The organism is Nitrososphaerota archaeon, from assembly GCA_029785825.1.
Classification (GTDB): Archaea; Thermoproteota; Nitrososphaeria; order Nitrososphaerales; family Gagatemarchaeaceae; genus UBA183.
The window spans coordinates 761042-783207 of record JAFLYY010000001.1 but is presented as its reverse complement, the minus strand read 5'-3'; the positions used below and the strand labels follow the sequence as shown (position 1 = coordinate 783207).

Annotated in this window: 25 protein-coding genes; 10 read left to right on the top strand and 15 right to left on the bottom strand. The window is 64.7% G+C overall.

The features are described 5' to 3' along the window. Positions 1-49 precede the first annotated feature (49 nt). On the top strand, positions 50-277 hold the full coding sequence (locus tag JRN21_04285) for a hypothetical protein (GenBank protein MDG6988526.1): 228 nt from the start codon (positions 50-52) through the stop codon (positions 275-277). 127 nt (positions 278-404) lie between these two features. Here JRN21_04285 and JRN21_04280 read toward each other — a convergent pair whose 3' ends face one another. Together JRN21_04280 and JRN21_04275 are read right to left on the bottom strand one after the other, a co-directional pair. Continuing rightward, complete coding sequence (locus JRN21_04280; GenBank protein MDG6988525.1) at positions 405-836, bottom strand: type II toxin-antitoxin system VapC family toxin; 432 nt, start codon at positions 834-836, stop codon at positions 405-407. A gap of 17 nt (positions 837-853) precedes the next feature. Further along, a complete protein-coding gene (locus JRN21_04275; GenBank protein MDG6988524.1) occupies positions 854-1066 on the bottom strand; it encodes a hypothetical protein in 213 nt (70 codons plus the stop codon). A 393-nt stretch (positions 1067-1459) separates the two neighbouring features. Between JRN21_04275 and pgk the strand changes: the two genes are divergently transcribed. Both pgk and JRN21_04265 read left to right on the top strand, forming a co-directional pair. Next, complete coding sequence (pgk, locus tag JRN21_04270; protein ID MDG6988523.1) at positions 1460-2665, top strand: phosphoglycerate kinase; 1206 nt, start codon at positions 1460-1462, stop codon at positions 2663-2665. 31 nt (positions 2666-2696) lie between these two features. Continuing rightward, entirely contained in the window at positions 2697-3713 is a 1017-nt protein-coding gene (locus JRN21_04265) for a type II glyceraldehyde-3-phosphate dehydrogenase (protein MDG6988522.1), read from the top strand. Positions 3714-3728: 15 nt separating this feature from the next. Here JRN21_04265 and JRN21_04260 read toward each other — a convergent pair whose 3' ends face one another. The 12 genes from JRN21_04260 to JRN21_04205 all read right to left on the bottom strand — a co-directional run bounded on the left by JRN21_04260 (position 3729) and on the right by JRN21_04205 (position 15168). Continuing rightward, the gene (locus JRN21_04260) at positions 3729-4907 is read right to left on the bottom strand and encodes a serine hydroxymethyltransferase (GenBank protein ID MDG6988521.1); all 1179 of its coding nucleotides are present in this window, start codon (positions 4905-4907) and stop codon (positions 3729-3731) included. Positions 4908-4959: 52 nt separating this feature from the next. Further along, positions 4960-5955, bottom strand: coding sequence for an ornithine cyclodeaminase family protein (locus tag JRN21_04255; protein MDG6988520.1), 996 nt, complete (start codon positions 5953-5955; stop codon positions 4960-4962). Positions 5956-5968: 13 nt separating this feature from the next. Then, a complete protein-coding gene (locus JRN21_04250) occupies positions 5969-6916 on the bottom strand; it encodes a threonine/serine dehydratase (GenBank protein MDG6988519.1) in 948 nt (315 codons plus the stop codon). 112 nt (positions 6917-7028) lie between these two features. Next, positions 7029-8705: an FAD-dependent oxidoreductase gene (locus tag JRN21_04245; GenBank protein MDG6988518.1), complete on the bottom strand. Its 1677-nt coding sequence runs from the start codon at positions 8703-8705 to the stop codon at positions 7029-7031. Continuing rightward, entirely contained in the window at positions 8695-9777 is a 1083-nt protein-coding gene (locus tag JRN21_04240; protein ID MDG6988517.1) for an electron transfer flavoprotein subunit alpha/FixB family protein, read from the bottom strand. Before JRN21_04240 ends, JRN21_04245 begins: the two co-directional genes overlap by 11 nt. Further along, positions 9774-10952 (bottom strand): hypothetical protein, encoded by a 1179-nt coding sequence (locus JRN21_04235; protein MDG6988516.1) that lies wholly within the window; start codon positions 10950-10952, stop codon positions 9774-9776. The genes JRN21_04240 and JRN21_04235 overlap by 4 nt, the downstream gene beginning before the upstream one ends. Positions 10953-11067: 115 nt before the next feature. Continuing rightward, positions 11068-11979, bottom strand: a complete 912-nt coding sequence (locus JRN21_04230; protein ID MDG6988515.1) for a malate dehydrogenase — start codon at positions 11977-11979, stop codon at positions 11068-11070. A 53-nt stretch (positions 11980-12032) separates the two neighbouring features. Next, positions 12033-12320 carry a transcriptional regulator gene (locus JRN21_04225; GenBank protein MDG6988514.1) on the bottom strand — a complete coding sequence of 96 codons (288 nt, stop codon included), beginning with the start codon at positions 12318-12320 and terminating at the stop codon, positions 12033-12035. After that, on the bottom strand, positions 12307-12957 hold the full coding sequence (locus JRN21_04220) for a hypothetical protein (protein ID MDG6988513.1): 651 nt from the start codon (positions 12955-12957) through the stop codon (positions 12307-12309). Before JRN21_04220 ends, JRN21_04225 begins: the two co-directional genes overlap by 14 nt. Before the next feature lie 21 nt (positions 12958-12978). Next, positions 12979-13581 carry a hypothetical protein gene (locus tag JRN21_04215; GenBank protein MDG6988512.1) on the bottom strand — a complete coding sequence of 201 codons (603 nt, stop codon included), beginning with the start codon at positions 13579-13581 and terminating at the stop codon, positions 12979-12981. Positions 13582-13893: 312 nt separating this feature from the next. After that, on the bottom strand, positions 13894-14070 hold the full coding sequence (locus JRN21_04210) for a hypothetical protein (GenBank protein ID MDG6988511.1): 177 nt from the start codon (positions 14068-14070) through the stop codon (positions 13894-13896). Beyond that, the gene (locus tag JRN21_04205) at positions 14071-15168 is read right to left on the bottom strand and encodes a GTP-binding protein (GenBank protein MDG6988510.1); all 1098 of its coding nucleotides are present in this window, start codon (positions 15166-15168) and stop codon (positions 14071-14073) included. It lies immediately after the preceding gene. A gap of 136 nt (positions 15169-15304) precedes the next feature. Between JRN21_04205 and JRN21_04200 the strand changes: the two genes are divergently transcribed. From JRN21_04200 to JRN21_04180, 5 genes are all read left to right on the top strand, one after another. Continuing rightward, positions 15305-16342 (top strand): alcohol dehydrogenase catalytic domain-containing protein, encoded by a 1038-nt coding sequence (locus JRN21_04200; GenBank protein MDG6988509.1) that lies wholly within the window; start codon positions 15305-15307, stop codon positions 16340-16342. A gap of 55 nt (positions 16343-16397) precedes the next feature. Next, positions 16398-17189 carry a 3-hydroxy-5-phosphonooxypentane-2,4-dione thiolase gene (gene lsrF / locus JRN21_04195; GenBank protein ID MDG6988508.1) on the top strand — a complete coding sequence of 264 codons (792 nt, stop codon included), beginning with the start codon at positions 16398-16400 and terminating at the stop codon, positions 17187-17189. 182 nt (positions 17190-17371) lie between these two features. Then, a complete protein-coding gene (locus tag JRN21_04190) occupies positions 17372-17584 on the top strand; it encodes a hypothetical protein (GenBank protein ID MDG6988507.1) in 213 nt (70 codons plus the stop codon). A gap of 22 nt (positions 17585-17606) precedes the next feature. After that, positions 17607-18665: a CPBP family intramembrane metalloprotease gene (locus JRN21_04185; protein MDG6988506.1), complete on the top strand. Its 1059-nt coding sequence runs from the start codon at positions 17607-17609 to the stop codon at positions 18663-18665. Further along, positions 18662-19192, top strand: coding sequence for a hypothetical protein (locus JRN21_04180; GenBank protein ID MDG6988505.1), 531 nt, complete (start codon positions 18662-18664; stop codon positions 19190-19192). The genes JRN21_04185 and JRN21_04180 overlap by 4 nt, the downstream gene beginning before the upstream one ends. Before the next feature lie 59 nt (positions 19193-19251). Here JRN21_04180 and tfb read toward each other — a convergent pair whose 3' ends face one another. Then, complete coding sequence (gene tfb, locus JRN21_04175; GenBank protein ID MDG6988504.1) at positions 19252-20160, bottom strand: transcription initiation factor IIB; 909 nt, start codon at positions 20158-20160, stop codon at positions 19252-19254. A 221-nt stretch (positions 20161-20381) separates the two neighbouring features. On the opposite strand from tfb, the gene JRN21_04170 reads away from it, so the two are divergent. After that, positions 20382-21347 (top strand): hypothetical protein, encoded by a 966-nt coding sequence (locus tag JRN21_04170; GenBank protein ID MDG6988503.1) that lies wholly within the window; start codon positions 20382-20384, stop codon positions 21345-21347. A 94-nt stretch (positions 21348-21441) separates the two neighbouring features. Beyond that, positions 21442-22155, top strand: a complete 714-nt coding sequence (locus JRN21_04165; GenBank protein ID MDG6988502.1) for a helix-turn-helix domain-containing protein — start codon at positions 21442-21444, stop codon at positions 22153-22155. The last annotated feature ends 11 nt before the right edge of the window (positions 22156-22166 follow it).

Sequence of the window (22166 nt, the reverse complement as noted above, 5' to 3'; positions counted from 1 at the left end):
TGACTACAACTCACTGGGCCTTGGCAGCGTACCTTCTGGGGAGGCCATAGTGCTGTTCGTCATAGAGACGATCTGCGGAGTTATGATATTGGCTGGAGCAGCCCTGCAGTACTCTGGGGGAAGACAGAAAGTGAGACTTGGTTCTCCACTTATCTTGACTAGCCTCATCGCTGGCATCCCCTCGACATACGCTGGAGAACTCTTTGGTGGTGCACTGTCGGCTATTGGCGCGGCTCTAGGCCCAACATGGAAATTGCCGGACAGCTACGGCCCGTAGCGAATAACGCAGTCTCAGGTGGCAACAGCTAGTACGTTTCTGAAGAACAGACGGCTGCAATCCCCGAAGCGCCTTTCGACGGTCAGCCCGAGGAGGGAGCCCCCCTCTCCGACATGGAGCTAGCCTGTCAAGAGGGGCGGTCGTTCTGTTTCTCGCGGCCGGCATCCCGGCCCTGGAGATGGGCCCCGGACACGTCACCTGGGCGGAACAGCTTGAGCCCGTCCTTGGCGAACTGCTCGAAGTGGCGCAGGTCGAAGGTCGAAAGCTTGGCCGACCTGTTGACCGCTATCGCGGCTATCATCGAGTCCAGCCTCCTGACCGCGGTCCCCCGCTTCTCCGCTGCCAGCTCGAGCCGCGACGACAGTTCCGCGTCCTCCTTCGTGTACGGCGCCACGCGTAACTGCGACAGCTTCGCATCTGAACGGGAGTACTTCTTCAAGCCGTACAGCAGCTCGTGCATGTTTATCGAAGTCGTCCCCGCCTCCTCGCCCGCTTCCTCCAGCGACGCCAGCAGTTCGTCACCTTTCTGCGACTCCTTGTCGAGGATCTCGATGAGCACGTCTGTGTCCAGGAGTATCAGGCCCTCTTCTCCTCCCTGCGAGCCGACAGCTCGACGAGTAGCGCCTCCTTGCCGGTGAACTTTACCTTCCCCCTGAGCCTCTTGAGCGCCTCTGTGGAATTCTCCCCCTCGACGAGCCTCGAAAACAAGTCGCTGAAGCTCTCATCAGGGTCTTTCACGGCGGTGAGCTTCTTGTATACCTCGTCCTTTATTGTGAGGGTCTTGGTCATACGGAAACAATGTTTGAACATACATATAAACATGGATTGAAGAGCCGGCCGGCACTGCTGCACTCCTCCTTCAGGCTCGCCCGCCGCTTGCCTACCCGGGGAAGCTCGGGATAGGACTCTCATGTCACTGCTGTTCTCGGTCCTCCCGTCCATGTCAGTGGTGCTATCTCCATCCGCCGCAGCGGTCTGGGGGACGCCTCGTAGAGGGAAGAGGACCAGTTCACCAAAGACGGCCGTTAACCGCTTCTTACAGCGATCCGTTCTGCCCTGGATGGTGGTGCGCTCGCTTACCTCTCGCACCCGACCCACGTCCCGTCCTTCTCCAACTCAGCAACGCATATAATCGATGGCCCGGGCCGACTGCCAGGCCCATTGCCCGTCAAAATGCTCACCATGGACGACCTGGACCTCGATGGGAAGCGCGTCCTATTGCGCGTCGATGTCAACACCCCCGTCCACCCCGAAACGGGGAAGCTGATGGAGCGCGAGAGACTCGAGGAGGCGGCGGAGACTGTCAAGGACCTTGGCGCGTCGAAGACGATAGTCGTCTCGCACCAGGGGAGGGTCGGGAGGTCGGACTACATCAGCCTGGAGCCCCACTCGAAGGCGCTGGAAGAGATCATAAGGAAGAAGGTGGACTTCGTGCCGGACGTCTTCGGTCCTGAGGCGCTGTCAAGGATGGACTCCCTCCCGGACGGGGGGGTGCTCGTCCTCGACAACCTGAGGTTCACCGCCGAGGAGAACCAGGAGTACCCCCCGCCCGGTGCCGAGAAGACCTGGCTGGTCAGCAGGCTCTCGAAGCACGTCGACGCCTGCGTCCTGGACGCCTTCTCGACCGCCCACCGCTCCTCGCCGACCATAGTCGGGTTCGCCGGGCTCGTCCCCACTTGCGCCGGGAGGACCGTCGAGAAGGAGCTGAGGATGCTGGACAGGATATTTTCGGTGGAGAAAGGGCCCTATGTGACGGTCCTCGGAGGCGCGAAGGTGAACGACCGCCTCGAGGCCATAGACGCCCTGATCGCGAACAACAGGGCCGACAAGGTCCTCCTCTGCGGAGTGGTGGGGCTGGTGTTCCTGAAGGCGGCGGGGAAGCTCAGGGGGGACGTAGGGGTGGAAGGGGAGCAGAAGTTCGTGCTAAGGGCCAGGCAGCTGATCGACGACGACCCCGAGAGGTTCGTCCTCCCCGTCGACGTTGGGATAAGACGGGAGGACGGGAGGAAGGACGTTGACCCGGCGCAGCTAGGGTCAGGGGCCCAGATCCTGGATATCGGGCCGAAGTCCGTGGACCGCTACTCGCACTACATCAAGGGGGCGGGGACGGTTTTCATGAGCGGCCCCCCCGGAGCCTTCGAGTGGGACGGGTTCAGCCTGGGGACAGAGGGGCTCCTCAGGGCGATGGCGTCCTCGCTCGGGACCACGATAATCAGCGGGGGGCACCTCTCCACCGCCCTCAAGAAGTACGGGGTGCACGACCAGGTCGACCACGTCAGCACGGCAGGAGGGGCCCTCGTCCAGTACCTGGCAGGGAAGAGGCTCCCGCTCATAGACGCGCTCGAGCGGGCGGCTGACAGGTGGGGGAAAGGGGGGCGCGTAGCCTGATAAACCGAGGAGAGACGCCCCGGTGACCGGCATGATCAAGGTGGGGGTGAACGGGTACGGGACCATAGGGAGGAGGGTCGCGGACGCGGTGCGGAAGCAGAAGGACATGGAACTGGTCGGCGTGACGGGGGCGCATCCGCACTACAAGTACGCAGTCGCCAAGGAGAAGGGGATACCGATCTACGCCCTCGACATGAAGAGCCTGCAGGCGTTCAACGCCGCGGGGTACAACCTGAAGGGGACCCTCAACGACCTGCTCCAGAGGGTAGACGTGGTGATCGACGGCGCCCCGGAGGGGAGCGGCGTGACCAACAGGGCAGCCTACCAGCAGGCGGGGGTGAAAGCCATCTTCCAAGGGGGGGAAGAACACGAACTGACGGACGGGTCGTTCGTCGCACAGTGCAACTTCGAAAAGGCGGTAGGCAAGCCGATGGTCAGGGTCGTTTCGTGCAACACCACAGGGCTCTGCAGGACGATCGGCGCCGTAGACAAGGGGGTGGGCGTGTCGAAGGCCAGGGCCGTCCTCGCCCGGAGGGCGACGGACCCCGACGACGTGAAGAAGGGCCCGATAGACGCGGTAGTGCTCGACCCGACGACCGTCCCCTCGCATCACGCCCCAGACGTCCAAACCGTCCTGAAGGGGATCCCTGTCGTGACCATGGCATTCAAGGTCCCCACCACCCACATGCACCTCCACAGCGTCATCCTCACCCTGAAGAAGGACGCGACGGCGGACGAAGTGGCGGAGGCGCTCCAAGCCGCGCCGAGGATGAACATGGTGGACGGCAAGTCGGGGTTCAAGTCGACGGCGAACGTGATGGACTGGGCGAGGGAGAAGGGGAGGGACAGGAACGACGTCTACGAGGCGACGGTCTGGAAGGACTCTGTGACCGTGGAGGACAGAGAGGCCTACCTCTTCCTGGGGGTCCACCAGGAGGCGATAGTCGTCCCCGAGAACGTCGACGCCATCAGGGCGCTCGCCGGCGGCTACACCCGCGACGAGTCGATGAAGCTCACGGACGACTCTCTCGGCATCGCGCACCGATAGCCAGGGCCCCGGCGGCTACGACAGGACGAACCGCGGCTGCTGGAACTGCCGGACGAGAGATTTCACCTTCTTCAGGACGAAGTCTGCGGGCTTCTTCCCGAGGACTATCAGGGCGACCAGCTCGGCCACCACCTCCATCTCCTGCGGCCCGTACCCCATCCGGGTGAGCTCCGCCGTGCCGAGCCTCCCGCCTTCGTCGACTATGATGTTCGCCTGCTCCAGCCTCTGCGAAAGCGGTCCTAACCTCCCCGCCTCATAGTCGAGGAGGACCTGGTGCGACTTCGTGTACCCCTGTCCCGCGCCCCTCACCTTCACCCCTTCCGCTGCCAGCGTCTGTGCCAGGGCCCGCGAGTTCTTCACCACCGCCTGGGCATACTGTTTCCCGAACTCCTGCATCTCGAGGAGCGAAACCGCGAGGGCGGCGACCCTGTTCAGGTGGATGTTGTCGACCACCCCCGGGAAGACCTTCCCTGACACGGCCTCGAACGCCTCCTCGTTGTTGGAGAGGATGATCCCTCCCTGCGGGCCGGGGAGGCTCTTGTGGGTGGACCCTATGAGGATCGGACACCCTTCCCTGAGAGGGTCCTGGAACTCCCCTCCGGCTATGAGCCCGAGCACGTGCGACCCGTCGTAGACGCACACCCCCTCCGCTGCGTCCGAGAGCCTCCGGACCGGATAGGGGAAGACGATGTGGCTCGAGCCGAAGAAGGCGACCGCCGGCCTCTCGGACTTCAGGAGCTCCACGGACCCCGCGGGGTCCACCCCAACAGCCGCCCGGTCGTATGGGAAGTAGACGTTCTGGAGCCCCAGGAGCCCGCCGAGCCCGTCCTGGGATATGCCTGGATACCCGCCGTCATCGGGAGAGGTTGAAGCCACCTTGTCCCCGGGCTTCGTGAGCGCGAGGAGGACCGCGGCGTTGGCGACATGCCCGGAGAGCGGGCTGACGTCGGCGTACCGGGCGTTGAACACCTTCCGCGCCAGGTCCTGGGTCTGGGTGACGAGCTCGTCGGCGTACCTCGTCCCCCTGTAAAACCGGTCCGGCGCCGTGTACCTGTTCCCGAAGTCCGTCAGGTACATCGACTTCATCAGGTCGCTCCCCCTGTTCTCGGAAGGGATCAGGTTCAGGCACTCCCTCAGCCTCCAATCCTCGTGCTGCTGTATCGTCCTCTTCAACGGTTCCAACTGGTGCGGCATCGGATTCGGCCCCGCCGATGGATGGTATTTAGAGTTCGAGGCCCACCGGGCGCTATCTCTCCGAGCTGAACTCCGCCACGGTCCCGACGCCGAGCTCGGAGGCGCGGCGGTAGACGAAATAGGCGGCGGAAATGTCTTCGGCCGCGACCCCCAGCGACTTGAAGACCGTGACGTCCGAGTCACCGGTCCGGCCCCTGACCCTCCCTTCGAGGACCTCCCCCACTTCGCCCAGTATGTGCCCCTCTCCTATGGCCCCCTCTCTCAGGGGGACGAGGTAGTCGTCCGACTCCAGCTCCGCCGACTCCCTGGAGTCTACGAACAAGCGCGACTTCCTCACCGCTTCGCTGTCCAGCTCCCGGGACGGGGGCCTGGAAGCCCCGACGGCGTTCACGTGGGTACCGGGGGCCAGCCATCTTCCCATCAGGACCGGAGACGTCGCCCCGGTGACCGTGCAGACCAGGTCGGCGCCGCGGACGGCTTCCTCTCCCCCCTGGCACTCCCTGATTTCCAATCCGCTCCCCCTGGCGGCATCCGCGAACCTCTTCGCGTTGGCCGGGTTCCTCGACCAGACCCTGACCTCCGCGATCCCCGGGACGACCGTAGTCATCGCCTCCAGGTGGCTCGAAGCCTGGGTCCCGGACCCGAGGATGGCCAGAACCCTCGAACTCCGCCTCGCCAGCGCCCTCGTCGCCACGGCGCTCGCGGCGCCTGTCCGGATGCGCGTGACGGAGGCGGCGTCCACGGCCGCCAGGAGGCTCCCGTGGTCTGACTCGAAGAGCAGCACGGCCCCCTGGTGCGACTCGAACCTGGTCCCGAAGTTCCCCGGGAAGACCGAGGTCGCCTTCACACCGAAGACCCCCTCCTTCTCCAGGTATCCTGGCATCATCCCCAGAACCCCCTTCCCGGACGGATAGGGCATGGCGGACCGCGGGGGGAACCCCGCGTCCCCCCTCGCCATGGCCCGGAAGCAGCCTTCTATCACCTCGACGCAGTCCTTCATCCCGAGTATGCCGGACACCAGGTCCGCGCCGACGAAGAGGGCCTTCAACGCGCGACCCCGGCTAGGAGAGCAAAGACGCCAGGAGGGCGGGGTCGGCGTTCCCCCCGCTGACGACGCACGCGGCCGGCCCCGGGATCTCCCCCCGGTGCTTCAGGAGGCAGGCGAACGAAGCCGCGCCGGCAGGCTCCGGGGCGACGTGCGACTCCAGGAGCAGCCTCCTCATCGCCGCCCTGATCTCTTCGTCGCTCACGGTGAACGCCCTTTCGAGGTTCTCCCGGAGGAGCGGGAGCATGTAGTCGTACGCCCTGGTGGCCCCTATGCCGTCGGCGATGGTGTGGGGCTCCCCCACGTCCACCGCCTTCCCCGTCGCCAGCGACTCTGGCAGCGGTGCCGCCCCCTCGGCCTGGACCCCGTATACCTTCACCCCAGGGCTCTTCGCCCTGACGGCCTGCGCTATCCCCGACACCAGCCCCCCGCCCCCCACAGGGACGACGACGCTCTTCACCCCCGGGAAGTCTTCGAGTATCTCGAGGCCGACGGTCCCCTGGCCGGCGACCACCAACGGGTCTCCGAACGGGTGGACGAACGTCATCCCGAGCTTCGTCATCCTGTCGTCGGCCATGGCCTCCATTATCTCATGGTGGGGCCGGCGGACCACCTTCGCGCCCATCGACTCCATGGAGTCGACCTTCCGCTGGACGGCGTCGGTGGGGACGTACACCGTGCAGGCGGCCCCGAGCTTCTTGGCGCTCCAGGCGACCGCCTGGCCGTGGTTCCCGGCCGATGTTGTCACGAACCCCCGCTTCATCTCCTCCCTCCCCGACCTGCTCATCATGTTCCAGGCGCCCCGCACCTTGAAGCTCCCGGTCGGCTGCAGGCACTCGAGCTTGAGCAGCACGGAGCCGGCGTCGAAGCGCGAAGACGGGACCAGCGGGGTTCGGTAGACCGACCCCCGTATCCTGGCGGCCGCGTCCTCGATCTGCGCCAGGGAGACCCTCGGGACATCCATGCCGGCACGGCACTCCTCGCCCTATTTGAAGGCCCTTCGGCGGAAAAGGCTCGCGCTGACGGGCCTTGGAACTCTGACGGGACCACGGCGGTCCGGGAGGGGAGCCGACCTTCTAGCCGAACCTGTATCTGACCCCGTGGCCGTCCCTCTCGTGGCCGAAAGTGACCATCTCGGGAGGTCCGATGGCGCCACAGGTCCCGCAAGCGACGCACGCGACGTGGTCGAACCTGAGCTCCGACGACCCGATATCCTCGAGGGTTCGGGACAGCGCCTTCCCCCTGTCCCCTCCGTTCTGGGCGAGGTTGTGGTCGAAGAGGTCCTTGAACGACGCGAACACCCCCTTCGGTGTGAATATCGTGTAGCAGTTGGTGGGACAGGCGGGGACCCATGGCTTGGTGAGGGACTTCGAGGCCAGCGCCGGGTCCACCCGTATGTGCGAGTACGACTCGTCCTCGTCGTAGACCAGCAGCCCGGTCCCTTCTTGCACCCGGGCGACGGCGTCCCGCCGGGGCCTCCCGTCCGGTTTCGGCTCGAACCGGTGGACGCTCGACATGAACCTCGTCCCGAAGAGCACCCGCGGGAGCGTATGGTAAGTGAACGAGCTCTCCGTAATGAAACCGTCCCTCCCCGACCTGCCGACGTCCTCGTAGATGGGCCCGAGGAAGTCCTTGTACCTCGACAGGTTCTTGGCCCTGAACGACCCTGACGCGCGCGCCTCCAGATAGGTCGACGCCGCCATCATCCCGGAGGTGATCGCCCTCCTCATGCCGTCTATCATCGGGCCTATCTTGACGAAGGACCCGAGAGCGTCCCCGGCTACCAGGAACCCGTCGGCGTACGGCCGCTTCAGGAGCGCCTTGTACCCCTTGGGGATGTTGTGGGCCGAGTACTCGACCGCCCGTCCCCCCTCCAGGAGTTCGGCGACCATGGGGTGCTCTTCGAAGGCGTCCAGGACGTCGATGAGCTTCCCCACCTGGTCGAAGTGCTCCGTCGTCCTCCGGATCAGCGAGTCCATGGAGACGACGAGCCCGACCGAGAGCGTGTCCCTGTTGGTGTAGACGAACGCCCCGCCCCCGATCTCGTTCATGAAGTCCCCGAGGAAGAAGATGGCCCTCCCCTCGGCGTCGTGCACCCTGAACCTCTGCTCTATGGCGGCGGGGTCGAGCTTGTAGACCCTCTTTATCCCGTGATAGAGCTGCCTGGGGGTGAGCCTCCCCCTCAGCCCGGCCTCGGTCACCAGGTTCGAGGTGACCCCCGACGCGTCGATGACCAGCTTCGCCCTGAGCTCCTCCTTCGTGGTCCTGACCCCCACCACCGCGCCCCCTTCGGTCATGAGCCCCTCCACGGTCGTCCCCGCCGACAGCATCGCCCCGGCCTGCACCGCCACCCCGGCGAACCACCTGTCGAACGAGCGCCTGAGGACCGAGTAGTCGTGCCCCGTCTCGAAGCCGAGAGGGAAGAGCCCCATCTTGGTGGGGAGTGAGGTCTTGGAGAGCTTGTAGTATCTGCTGGTCCCCTTCGCATAGTCCGGCTTGTCCAGGATGACCACCTCGTGGGAGATGATGCGCCTCTCGAGGGGCGCGGTAGACTCGAAGTCCGGGACGAGCTGTATCAGCCCCCAATCTCCGGGGAAGTCGCCGTAGATCACCCCCCCGGTCATGTTCCGCTCGCCGGGGACCCTCGCCTTCTCCAGCATCAGGACGTCCGCCCCCTTCCTTGCGAGCGACAGGGCAGCCGCGGACCCGGCGGGGCCCGCCCCCACTACTATGGCGTCGTACTCAGCCTGCAACCGCACCCCTCCTTACGGCATCCGCGAGCTTCGGGAGCTCCTCGTACAGGTCCCCTACCACAGGGTAGTGTGCTATCTTGAAGATGGGAGCCTCGGGGTCTGTGTTGATGGCCACTATCTTCGCGGAATTCTGCATCCCGACCCGGTGCTGCAGCGCCCCGCTTATCCCGGCGGCGACGTAGACCTTCGGCTTCACGGTGGCCCCGGTCTGCCCGACCTGGTTGTTCTTTCCTATCGTCCCCTCCAGTTCCTTGAGCTCAGCGTAGATGAGGGCCCTCGTCGCCCCTATCTCCGCCTTCATCCCGCGGGCTTCGAAAGCAGACTTCAGGTCGAGCGCCAGCCGGTACGCGTCTCGGGGGTCCTTCGGGCTCCCGCTCCCGTCCTTCAGGATCCCCAGCCCGAGGCTTATGACGACGTCAGCCCCAGCCAGGTCAGGGGTCGGCGGCGGAAGTTCGACGACCTCGGTCACCCTGGCCGGGTACCCGGGGGCCTTGAACGGGACCTTCTCCACCTTCCCCTTCCTATTCGGGTCGGGGTCGAGCGGGGTGAAGCTCCCTGGCCTCACGGTGGCCATCTGCGGCCTGTGACGGGGGGTGTAGATCCTGGCGAGCCTGGTGCCGAAGTCAGGCCTCACCTGTATGAGCAGGTCCTTGAACTGTCCGAGGACAGGGTTGGAGTAGTCTTCCACCGCGAGCTGTACGTTGTCCGTGGCCAGCCCGGTCGGGACCCGGTAAGCGACCCTCCCGGCGATGTCCTTCCCCACCTCGTTGGCCGTGATGAGGAGGGCGTACGGCTTCCTCTCCTTCACAAGGGAGTAGATCGCGTCTGCATAGGCGAGGTTGAAGTACGTCTCGAGGTCCGGAGAGTCGACGAGAATCACCCTGTCCGCCCCCCTCTGCACCGCCATCTCGCCCATCTCGTCGAGGCCGCTCCCGAGGATGACCCCCACCACCTCCTGGCCTATCTTGTCGGCGACAGACCTTCCCGCGGCGATGAGCTCCAGGGACGGGACGGTCAGCCCCGCCTTCCCGTGCTGGAGGTAGACCCAGACCCCCTTCGAGTCGTCGCTCAAGAGGTCAGCTCCTCCACCAGCATCGGGACGTCGAAGACCCCGACGCTCCCGTCGGCCCTCAGCATGGCCGCGAGCCCCTCAGGGATGTCGGCGGCCACGTCCCCCCGCGAATAGGGCCCGTAGGCCTTGCCCTCGAACTCCGTCTTCTCCACCGCCTTCAGGAAGACCTGCGTCGACCCCACCATCTTCTGCACGGGGGGCTTGCCTATGTCTATCCCGGTCCCCACGATGGTGGGCGAGTTGACGAGCCCGATCTTTTTCGGGTCCGCGCCTATGTCCTCGGCCGTCCACTTGAACGGCTGGTACACCTTCCCCTTGTAGCAGTTGGCGCGCACCTCCTTCATCCCCGCCGCCGGAGCGGCCCTCGGCCTGTATTCAGCCGCCACCGTCAGGAGAGCAGGGAGCTGCATCTCGAGCTTCTGCGAGAGGTACCCGATCATGCGCCGCGAGGCGACGGTGGACGTGCCCGGGTCCACGTCGAAATCCTCGACGTAGGTGGCGTGCGGCACCACCGTCCCCAGGAGCTCCGAGATCCCTTCCGCCACCTGCGGGCCGACGCTCCCCGTCTCGCCATCGGTGGTCTTGATCCCGCTGAGCACCATGAAACGCGAGACCCTGGCCTTCTCTGCTTCGAGCTCCTGCACGGCGCCGCTCGACGTGATGTCACCTGCAAGGAACCTGGACACTGTCGTCCCGTTCACGGACGGGAGGTCGCTGTAGACCCTGTTCGGGAGGAGGTTGGCTGCGTAGAGCTCCTTCGCCTTGGCCTTCACCGCCTCCGAGTAGCCGGCCTTCTTTATCGCCTCCTCCAGCTCTTCGATCGCTTTTGTGTGCCTCTCGACGACCTTCTTCACCCCGAGAGCGACGGCGTACGACGTCGCCAGGGTGTCGCCCCCTGCCATCTTCCTGTCGCTGAGGACGTACTCCTCGTCCACGCCGGACACCTCCGACATGTAGAGGGGCTTCATCAGGGGGACCAGCTTCATGTCCGGGCCCATGCTGAGCGCCACCGTCTTCCCCCCGACCCGCCTCTTCACGTAATCCGCGGCCTCGACCGCCTTGGCGTCGTGGGGGTTCAGGACAAGCTCCATCGCCTCCCGGTTGAGCACGCCTCCCATCTGCACGGCCTGGGTAGTCCTGGCGGGGACCCCTTTCGTGAGGACGATGATGAGCAACGCGTTTCGACCGCCGACGCAGACGGTTCTTAGGCTTTCTCGTCGGGGCCCGGGCACCCCTGGGCCTCACGGCGGCCATGGGCGGCGCTGGTCGTGGACGGCGTCTGGGGCAAGCTCAGAACTTCAGGTTGGCGATTGCGTCCCTCAGGGTGTCCGCGCCCCTGTTGAACCAGTCCCTCTCCTTGTCCGTGAGCTTCAGCTCGTAGATCTTCTCTATGCCGCCCCGGCCGAGCTTCAACGGGACCCCGATGCACAGGCCGCTCAGCCCGTACTCCCCCTCGAGGTAGGCGGACGCCGGGATGACCTCTTTGGTGTCGTCGACGATGGCCTTCGTCATGCGGGCCACGACGCGCCCGGGCGCGAAGACCGTCGCCCCCTTCTTCGCTATGACGTCTGCCGCCACCTTCCGCGTGTCGTCGATGGCCTGCTGCACCTCCGCCTCGCTGAGCAGGGTGCCGAGAGGGACCCCGCCGACGTAGGTGTGGCTCGCGAGGGGGATCATGTTCTCCCCGTGCTCGCCGACGACAAGAGATGTGATGGAGCCTCTCGAGACCCCCAGCTTCCTCGCCAAGACGTACTTGAACCGCGACATGTCGAGGAGCCCTCCCTGGCCGACCACCCTCTGCTTCGGGAACCCTGACGCCTTCAGCGTGACGTAGGTGAGGACGTCCATCGGATTGGTCATGACCAGAAGGACCGCGTCGGGGGCGTGCTTCGCCACCTCCTTGGTGACCGTGCTCACTATGCCTGCGTTCTTCGCCAGCAGGTCCATCCTCGTCATCCCGGGCTTCCTTCCCATCCCCGCTGCTATCACCACCAGTTCGGCTCCGTCCAGGACAGAATAGTCCGTGGACCCCTTGACGTCCACGTCCACCCCCGCGTCAGAGAGCTTGTGGCTGATGTCGAGGGCCTCCCCCTCGGCCAGCCCCGGGACGATGTCGACAAGAGCGACATCGTCCAGCCCCATGGACGCTATCTCGAGCGCCGACTGGGCCCCTATCCTCCCCGCTCCGGCTACGCCAATCATCAGGATGAGGCCTCAGGCTGGAGTATAAACCGGTTTCCCCGGCGCACGCCGGCTTACAGTCTTAGCCCGAAAGATTGGGCGAAGTCCTGGAAGGACGAGTAGGCGACGAGGAACTGCTTCCCCTTCTCGGAGATCATGTACTTTGAAATCCTCTCTCCGTCGAGCTCGAGGAGCAGCCCCGACCCCACGAGCTCCGAAAGGAGCTTTGACATCCTGGTGTACGACATGTTCGCCTTCCGGACTAGCGCGGTGACCCCCACGCCAGCCCCTTCGGTGTTCATGTCCCGAGCTGTGACCAGCACGTCGGCGATTATCTTTACCTGGGTCCTATACTGTACCATCTACCTTCACTCCTCCCACTGCGAACCTCAGCACAGGGGTGAACAACATGAGCAAACCCATCTCCTGGAGTATAATCTGCAGTAGTGAAAGAACCCCGACATATTGGTACACAAGTGATAACCATTGGAAGAACGTCCCGAGCCCTATCATGGACAGGCCGACGGCTATGAGGAGGGTGTCGGGCTTCCTCGTCCTAGCGTAGGAGTAGACGGTCTCCACGACGCCGTACATGACGAAGTAGAAGGAGAGGATGCTCAGGATGTTCGAGAGCTGGAGCCCGCTCAGGGTGATGACTGGGAAGACGAGCAACGCCGCTCCAGCCCTCTTGGAGAGCATCACGTCCACCACATGGGAGAACGCGAGGAAGAAGTACCCCGTCGTCTCCAGGAGCAGCCCCCCCACCACGACCGTGGCGGCGGTGGTCGAAAGGTATGGGACGACCTGCCCCAGCCCGACCACGCTTTCCACCAGGAACCCGAGACCGAGGAACACGAACGCTAGGGCGAGCCTGAGCAACGAACTGCTGTCCGTCTGCCTGACCCCCTTGTACGCCACGAACGCTATCGAGAAGGACACGAAGACCCCGATGAACTGAAGGACCTCCTCTACCAGAGCCAGGTCGGCTTCCAGCACCATGTGTGATTGCCCTTTATGGGCTCAATCTGGTATAAAAGCGTGATTGTGGTTGCGGTGGCGCTGCCGAGCTAGGGCCCCCGAGATGGTCTGAATGGACCTCTGATACTCTGGTCTGCCGCCCCACTCTCTGATGACGTTGTGGAAGAACCTGTAGACGCCGACCCAGTTGCTGACGTGCCGATGGTCGCGCCCCTCCTCGAAGCAGGGGAAGAGGTCGTCGAAGTTCTCCAGCCTGTCCTTGAGGGCCTGGTTCATCCTCTCGATGAGGTTCTTCCACCGGACCGGGTAGACGCGATGCTCCAGCCTCGCCCACCTGCACGCCTCGAGGTGCCAGACCCCCTCGTCGGTCCACACAGGCTTCCTCCCATACCTGTTCCTGAGCTCCCTCAGGAAGAGGTAGGCGTCCAAAGTGGACTGATTGAAGGAGATCCGGAAGGGGAGGAACCTCTTCAGAGACGGTTCGTAGGCGACCCAGACCCATGCCCCCCCTGATGCGGACCATGGTCTCGTCGACGAAGACTCGTCGCACCCTCCTCCTGTCGACGTCGAGCCTGTCGCAGATGGGAGCCAGCCTCTGGACCCACTGACGGACGGCCTCGTGAGACCTCTCCAGCAGGGGCTCAAGAGTCCTCGACGCCCTCCTCAAACTGTTTGAGCAGAGGCAGACATACGCCCCGTAAAGAATCACAGGGAGGGACGTCCTTGCACGTTCCATGAACTTGCGAGGTCCCGTGTAGCGTGGGAGGCATCATCCCCTCAGACCGTGAGAAAGCAGCGAAGCTAGAGCGCCGGCTCAATTCATCCCTTGAGTTGACAGCGCCGTTGCGGTCTATCGAAAGGTGGAATTTCCGGCAGATGGGCGAAGGTTCGACGACGGTCTGCAGCGACTGGTCCGCTGCCAGCTTCTGCCTGCCATCCCTTGGCCGGACTTCCCGCTCACGCCTGAGACCTCTGTCCTTCCCGGCGGGCTCGCCTTCGCCATAACCCCGTCGCCAGAAGGAGGCCCCCCGCCACGACCAGGAAGATGCCGGCAAGCTCGCTCCCTGACAAGAGCGCAAGGACCCCTCCGAGCAGGATCAGCCCCCCGATGGCCGTCGGGTCGTTCCCCGCCATCTACTTCGTCACTATGGTCAGGACGTCCTGGTCCATGAGCCGGTGCGTCATCCCCACGCGCTGGCCGCCGAACTTCACGCTCTTCCCCCAGACCTGCGCGTATCTGAACTCGTCCTTCATGTTCCTGTGCACCCTGTCGCAGACGTCGCCTATGGTCGCGCCCCCCTTTACCACCATGGGTTCCTCGAAGTCCGTCTCTCCCGTCCTCCTCCGCATGTAGACGCGGAGGAAGTCCAGCCTCCTGTATATCTCCTCCTTCAGCGCCTGGATGTTCACCCCGGCTTCGGCCGAGACGGGGACGAACCTGTAGGAGAGCTTGCGCGAAACCTCGCTCGTGAACCCCGCGTTCACCAGGTCGACCTTGTTCATCACGGTCAGCGACGGGACGTAGACTCTGTTCCCAGAGAGGACGTCCACCAGCTGCTGGTCGTCGATGTCCTCCCGTATGACCACCCTCGCGCCGTTGACGTCGTAGACCCGGAGTATGTCCTTCACGAGGGACTCGCTCATCTTGGTCATCTTCACCAGGGCTGCGACGCTTATCCCCCCCGAGTCCACCTTCTCTATGACGACGTTCGGGGGGGCTTCGTCCACCCTGACCCCGGTCGTCCTGAGCTCCCTTGCGAGCAGGTCCCTCGCCTCGGGCTGGAAGACGTCCACGACGAAGAGGACCAGGTCGGCGCTCCTCGCAACTGACAGGACCCTCTTCCCGAGCCCCTTGCCGGACGAAGCGCCCTTGATTATCCCGGGGAGGTCGAGTATCTGGATCTTGGCTCCGTTGTGCTCCATGACACCGGGGACGACGTCCAGCGTGGTGAACTGGTAAGCCGCCACCTTCGACTTCGCGTTGGTCAGGCGGTTGAGGAGGGTCGACTTCCCGACGCTCGGGAGCCCTATCAGGACCACCGTCGCGTCCCCCGACTTCTTGACGTCGAACCCGAGCCGGCTCCCCGACCTCCTCGTCTGCTGCTCTTCCATCTCCGACTTCAGCTTCGCCAGCTTGGCTCTCAGGAGCCCGATGTGGTGCTCGGTCTTCTTGTTGACCTGCGTCTTGTGGATGTCGTCCTCTATCTTCTTGATCTTCTCCGGGAGCCCCACGGCGTCGGACCGACCGCGCGGCGAAGGTTAAGAGGTTTCGGGGCCGGCGCCCGCCCCCGCGCGGCGTCGGAGGGGAGGGGATCCTCGCCGCCACCGCGCTCGGCTTATATCGCCCGGCACGCCGCACGCCCACCAGATGAAGTCGGTAGTCCTGGCGCCCCTCCCCGGCGGCCACGGCTTCGCGCCGAAGACCGTCGACCTGGAGGAGCCCAGGGCGGGCGAGGGGGAGTTGGTGGTGGACATGCAGGCCTGCGGGCTCTGCGGCACGGACATCGAGAAGATACGTGGGGAGTACACGGCGTCCATGCCTGTCATCGGGCACGAGGCGGTGGGAGTGGTGCACGAAGTCGGGGCCGGGGTAAGGGGGCTGAAGGCGGGCGACAGGGTCTTCCCTCACCACCACGTCCCCGATTACAGCTGCTACCTCTGCAAGTCGGGGAACGAGACCATGTGCAAGGAGTACAGGACGAGCAACCTCTCCCCAGGCGGGTTCTCGGAGCGGATCCTGGTGCCGAGGTGGAACGCCGAAAGAGGCGGGGTGCTGAAGCTCCCGGACGCCATGGGGTGGGAGGTCGCGGCGCTCATCGAGCCCCTCGCCTGCTGCGTGAGGGCCGTCAGGAAAGCCCACGTCGAGCCGGGAGAGTCGGTCCTGGTCGCCGGGGCGGGGCCGGTGGGGATGATGCACACCCTCCTGCTCAGTCCGGTCGGGTCGAAGGTCGTGGTGAGCGACGTCAGCGAAGTGAGGCTGAAGCTCGCCGAGAAGTTCGGCGCCGCGGTCGTCGTCGACGCCTCGAAGTCCGACGTCCCGGAGGCCGCCGCCCGGGAGACAGGGGGGAGAGGGGTAGACGTCGCGATCGTCGCGTCCGGGAACAAGGCGGCCATCCTTCAGGGGCTCCGTTCCGTCCGCAAGGGGGGAAGGGTCTGCCTGTTCGGGGTCCCGCCGAAGGGGTCGGTCCTCGACTACGACATCAGCGCCCTCTACAACGCGGAGCAGGAGCTGACCACCAGCTACGGCGCCTCCGAAGCAGACACGAAGGCGGCCCTGAACGTTCTCGCGTCGCGGGGGGACGAGTTCGGCGCCCTCGTGACCCACAGGTTCCGCCTCTCTGAGTTCGACCGCGCCCTCGAGACGGCTTCCAGCGGGGCGGGGATGAAGGTAGTGGTGACCCCCTGAGCCCCGCTCCCTTTATTATGCGGCTGGGAGGAGACGGGCCAGGAGAAGACAGGTCGTGAGCTGGGGGCTGAAGAACAGGGTCGAACGGCTGATGAAAGGCGGGAGGACGGTCATGCTGGCCGTCGACCACGGATACTTCCAGGGGCCCACCACGGGGCTGGAGGACCCGAGGAAGACCATCACCCCGCTGCTCCCCTACGCCGACTCCCTGATGTTGACCCGAGGCGTCCTCAGGACCTCTGTCGACCCGGACCTGGGAGTCCCTGTCGTCCTCAGGGTGTCAGGAGGGACAAGCGTCCTGAAGGAGCTCTCTGACGAGGTGGTCACCACCTCCATCGAAGAGGCGATCAGGCTCAACGCTTCCGCCGTGGCTGTGTCTGTCTTCGTCGGCTCCGAGCACGAGAAGGAGACGCTGGCGAACCTGGCCGAGCTGGTCAACGAAGGAGAGCGGTACGGGATGCCCGTCCTCGCGGTCACGGCCGTGGGCCGTGAGATGGCCCGGGACGCGAGGTACCTCGGGCTCGCATGCAGGATATCCGCCGAGCTCGGCGCGAGCCTCGTCAAGACCTACTACTGCGAGGACTTCCGCAAGGTGGTGAACGGCTGCCCGGTCCCCGTGGTGATAGCCGGAGGCAAGAAGCTCCCCGAGCGGGACGCGCTCGTCCTCGCCCATAACGCCATGGCCGAGGGGGCCAGCGGCGTCGACATGGGGAGGAACATCTTCCAGTCGTCCGACCCCGTGGGGATGATAAAGGCGGTGAGGGCGGTGGTGCACGAGGGGAGGAGCGCCGACGAGGCCTTCAGCCTGTTCGACGAAGGGCAGGCGGCCCGGCAGATAGCGCGCTGATTCATGCCTACCTCGGCAGGCCTGAGATGTCTTCACAGTCCAGGAGCGCCCCGCAGTTCCCGCACCTCAGCTTGCACGCCTGGATGGCAACCATCTCCTCTCCGCACGCATAGCACGGCTCCGGGATCACAGAAGCACTCGCTGCTCGAACGGTTTTAAGCCCGCGTAACCCGCCGAGCATCATGGCGACGGAGGAGGGGCGCGACGAACGGGAGCCCGTACTCGCGAGGAGGAGCCCCTTCTCCCCTGCGACGAAGCTCTGCCCGAGGTGCCTGAGCCCGCTCGCCACCAGCAACAAGGACCTCTTGGGGATAATCCCCGCCGAATATTACTGCCGGAAGTGCAAATACTCCGGCTCCGTCTACCTCGAGGGCCCGGTCAAGGGTGACAAGTGAGCTGGAGCCTGCGGTGCGCGGAATGCGGGTAGGCACCGTGCTGGTCGCAGGGACGATCCTGGCTCTCCTGTTGTTCACCCTGGCGCTCGCCGTCTTCAGCCTCCCCGCCGGGGCGTACGCCGTCTTCCACGGGGGGCTGTCGACGCAGCTGTCGCCCTCGTCGCTGGTCTACACCTACCTCTGGGTCGGGCCCGCGCCCCTGATGATACCGTATCCGGTCGCGTTCGGGGGGCTCTTCGTCCTCCTTCTGGCGATATACGCGGCGCTCATCACCTACACAGGCCTGCAGAAGACCCGTCCGTGGCAGGCTACGAAGGACGCCTTCACCGGGGGGGTCGGCGGGCTCATGAAGAGCCCCCTCTTCGTGGTGCTGATCGCCATCGGCTTCCTCAACTTCACGGGGGTGGTCATCACGAGCATATCACAGGCGCTCCTCGGGTCGGTCGGCAACCCTTTCAGCAACGCCGACCCCCTCCTGGTGTTCGGCTCCCTGACCATGGCCCCCCTGAGGGAGGAGGTCGGGTTCCGGGTGGTCCTCATCGGGGTGGTGGCGTTCATACTCTCGGCGGGGCGGCCCTTCAAGACGGCGCTGAAGGCGCTATGGCGCCCGTCCGTCCTGTTCGAGGGGGCGGCCGTCGGAGGGGTGGCGACGGCGATATTCTGGGCGGCATTCGCCGGGAGCGCAGTGACATTCGGGGTCTGCCACGTGAACTGCGTGGGGGGGAGCGGGGGGTGGACCTGGGCGAAGTTCCCCTATGCCCTCTGGGGAGGGGTCGTCCTGGGATACCTCTACGTGAAGTACGGCCTCCCCGCGGCGATCCTGACCCACTGGGGGGTCGACTACCTGGGGACAGTCTACTCGTACTTCGGCCAGTCTGCGTTCGGGATCCCCGCGAACTCTGCGACCACGGAGTACGTCCTGCAGTTCCTGTACGACTTCGACGTGATCTACCTGATAGGGATCGCCAGCTTCGTCCTGGTGACGTACCTCTCCGTCAAGTGGCTCCTGGCGCGGCAGGCCCGGCCGGAAGCAGGTTTCATTGATAAGGGGGTAGAAACGGCCCCTCCCTCGTCGACATGACGGTGATAGGCGCGCCCCTGCTGAAGGAGATGGTGGGAAAGTACGGCTGCATCTATCCCTCGGACGACTCGGCCTTCGACGGCGACGGCTACGTCCTGACGGTGAGGGAAGACAGGACCCTCCACTACCTGGAGCACAGGAACATGGTGTCGAGGGAGATTGTGTTCACCCCCCCAGACACGGTAGCGCACTTGACTTCGAAGAGCAAGTTCGGGAGGCTCGGGCTGTCCTTCCTCAACTCCGTGAAGGTGCACAGCGGGTTCGTGGGGAGGCTCGCCCTGGAGCTGGTGAACCTCAGCAACGAGCGGACCCCAATCACGATCTCCCGCGGGGACCCTCTGATCCACATCGAGTTCATGAGGCGGGAGGGCCCATACGAGCCCTACTCAGGGAGGTACATGTTCCAGTTCATGAACGACGAGGAGACGGAGAAGTACGTCGACATCCTCTCCGCCAACTACCCCGACCTCTACCCCCGGGACAAGCTCGCCCAGAGGGGGAAAGAGCGGCTGGTCCGCGAAGACTGAAGGGCCGTCCTGGCTTTGGCGAAGTTGCCTGTACCGACTGTTACGGCCTGAGCCTGCAGCTAGATCCCTAGCGCTGACCTGAGGCCCTTGTACCTGTTCCTTATCGTGACTTCGGTGACCCCGGCCGCCTCGGCCACGTCCTTCTGGGTCTTGTCCTCTCCCTCGAGGGTGCAGGCGACGTAGAGTGCTGCGGCCGCGAGCCCCATGGGGTCCTTCCCGGCCGAGATTCTGGTCTCCTCCGCCCGCTTCAGGATCTCAAGCGCCCTCCTCTTCGTCTTCTCGGACAGCCCCGCCTTCGACGCGATCCTGGAGATGCACTTCGTGGGGTCGACCACCGGCATCTTGATGTCCATCTCCTTCAGAAGGAGGCGGTAGCATCTGGCGATGTCCTTCTTCTTGACGTTGCTGACGGCGGCGAGGTCCTTCAGGGTCCTCGGGGTCTGGGTGTCCCTGCAGGCGGCGTAAAGCGAAGCGGCGATTATCGCGGAGATGGACCGTCCCCTCACAAGCCCCCTTTCGAGGGCCTTCCTGTAGACGTAGGCGGCCTTCTCGACGACCGCGTCAGAGACCGAAAGCTTGTCAGACAGCCTGTCCAGCTCGCTGAAGGCCTGCCTCAGGTTCCTGTCCACCGGCTCGTGCACCTGGCTGCGGGAGTCCCATGTCCTGAGCCTCTCGACGGTGGCCTTCATGGAAGCAGAGAGCGACTTGCCCGACGCGTCCTTGTTGATCCCTCCTATGACGGTGGCGAGCCCCATGTCGTGCATCGCGATCGAGGTGGGTATCCCTCCCCTGCTCCTGTCGTCCTTCTCCTCCTTGGAGAACGCCCTCCACTCGGGCCCGACCTCCTCTATCTTCTCCTTGACCACGAAGCCGCACGCCCCGCAGAACAGCTCCCCGCCCGCATTGTCGACTAGCATCGGCCCCTTCCCGCATCTGGGGCACTTGTCCAGGGCCTTCTGCAGGCGCATCAGCCTCGAGAAATCTTTGTCTGCGAACAATGTTACCACTAGCGAAATACTTACATGGAACTCTCTCCGGGTCGCGTATATATGCGTTGCGGGTGGATTGCAAATCCTTCAATGTCTTGGCGAGGCTTTGCAGCTGGAACTCCACATCTCTCATGTTTGGTTCCCTTTTCGGCGCCACGTTTGCACCATAAGTTTTCAGAGGCTTTTCAGGAGGGAGCGCGATGAAAGGGAAAACGGGCCCGGTTTCAGAGCACCTCAGACCGATACTCGACACCTACATGGACGCCGCGGTGGCTCTCGTCGGGTGCACCGCAACGGGGCTGCAGCGGTACTCCTGCGAGTTCGACGTCCTGGTGGTCGGGGACAGAAGGCCCCCGACGTCACTCAAGATCGGAGACATATACGCCGACGTGTACTTCGTCCCGGAAAAGGAGATACTCAAGCCCGCCGGTCCCGAGCGTGCGCTCTCGCTCGCCCTCTGCAAGCCGGTCAGAGACACTTCCCTCGTCCTCTCCACGGCGTCCTCCGCCTTCACGGCCACCCTTTCGAGCACCGCGGGCGCCGCGAGCAGGGTCCGCCTCACCTCCGCGCTGAAGACCGTGACCCGCGCGGAAGCCGCCCTCGCCAAGGGGGACTTGGTGGACGCTGACTTCTGGCTGCTCGCCGGAAGCTACGAATTCGCCTATGCCCTCCTCTTTTCACGGGAGGCCGTCCCGTCCCCTAGCCACGTCATGTCCCAGCTCAGAGAGGCTTCGAAGGGCGCGGCGAACGGCTTCGAGGGGATCTCTATCGCGGCCGGGCTGGACGCCGCCAGCAGGGCCGGGTGCGGGGCGAGGCTGGAAGGGGTCACGGTCCTCCACGACATCCTGAGGGAGGGGCAGAAGGACCCGGCCCAGCCCGGGTGGCCGAAGGTGAAGACGGAGATGATGACCGCGAAAGCTCAGGAGCTGATGACCAGGGTCGAGCTGGCCGAGTGTTACTCCTTCCTTGGGCAGGAGCTGATAGATGGCATGCTGGCCCTCCGGAAGTCGCGTCTCAAAGGCGCGATATCCGACCTCACCACCGGAGACGACAGGCTCCTGGGGGAGCGGCTCGTCAGGCAGCTCGGGCTGGCGAGGGACGGCGAGTCCATCAAGAAGGGGCTCGAGCTCCTGAAGAGACAGGTCGCGCAGCTCGCCAAGGGGTGAGGATCAGGGCAGGGGGCGGCGCCCCTTCCCGGCAGACGTCCGTCCGATCAGCGCCGTTCAAACCTTAAAACGTCCTGTTCGGCAAAGGTAGAAGTTGGAATCGACAGCGGATACCGACGCGCTCGTGAAGATAGCGGGCGACATCATAGCCAGCCCCGACGCAGGTCGGGCGATGAGGGCGTGGCGCGAGAAGCTCGGCATCAAGCAGAAGGCCCTGGCCGACTCCTTGGAGATGTCCGCGTCGGTCCTGAGCGACTACGAGTCGGGGAGGAGGCCCTCTCCCGGCGTCAAGTTCGTCAAGAAGTACATAGAAGCGCTGGTCAGGCTGGACGAGGGGAAGGGGAGGGTGGTCTCGAAGCTGGTGGCTAGCGAGAAGGACGACGCCATCCTGTCGATAGGGGAGTTTCACGCCCCCCTGGAAGCTTCGAAGATCCTGGACGCCCTCGACGCGACTGTCCTCGTAGGGGACCCTTCCAGGGTCAAGCTCTACGGATACACCGTGGTGGACAGCATCAAGACAATCTACGCCCTCTCTGGATATGACTTCTACCGCATCTTCGGCGCGACGACGGAGAGGGCCCTGGTGTTCACGAAGGTCGGGATGGGGAGGAGCCCCCTGGTGGCAATCCGGGTGTCCCAGCTGAAGCCCAGGGTCGTGGTGATCCATGGCCCCAAGGAGGTCGACCCCCTGGCCGTGGAGCTTGCCCGGAAGGAAGGGCTTGTCCTGGCCCTGTCGCAGGTCCCCGCCGAGGACGCCATGATCTCCGCCCTCCAGGCGCTTCTAGAGAAGGGAAGCAGACAGAGCTGACCGCCCGCAGG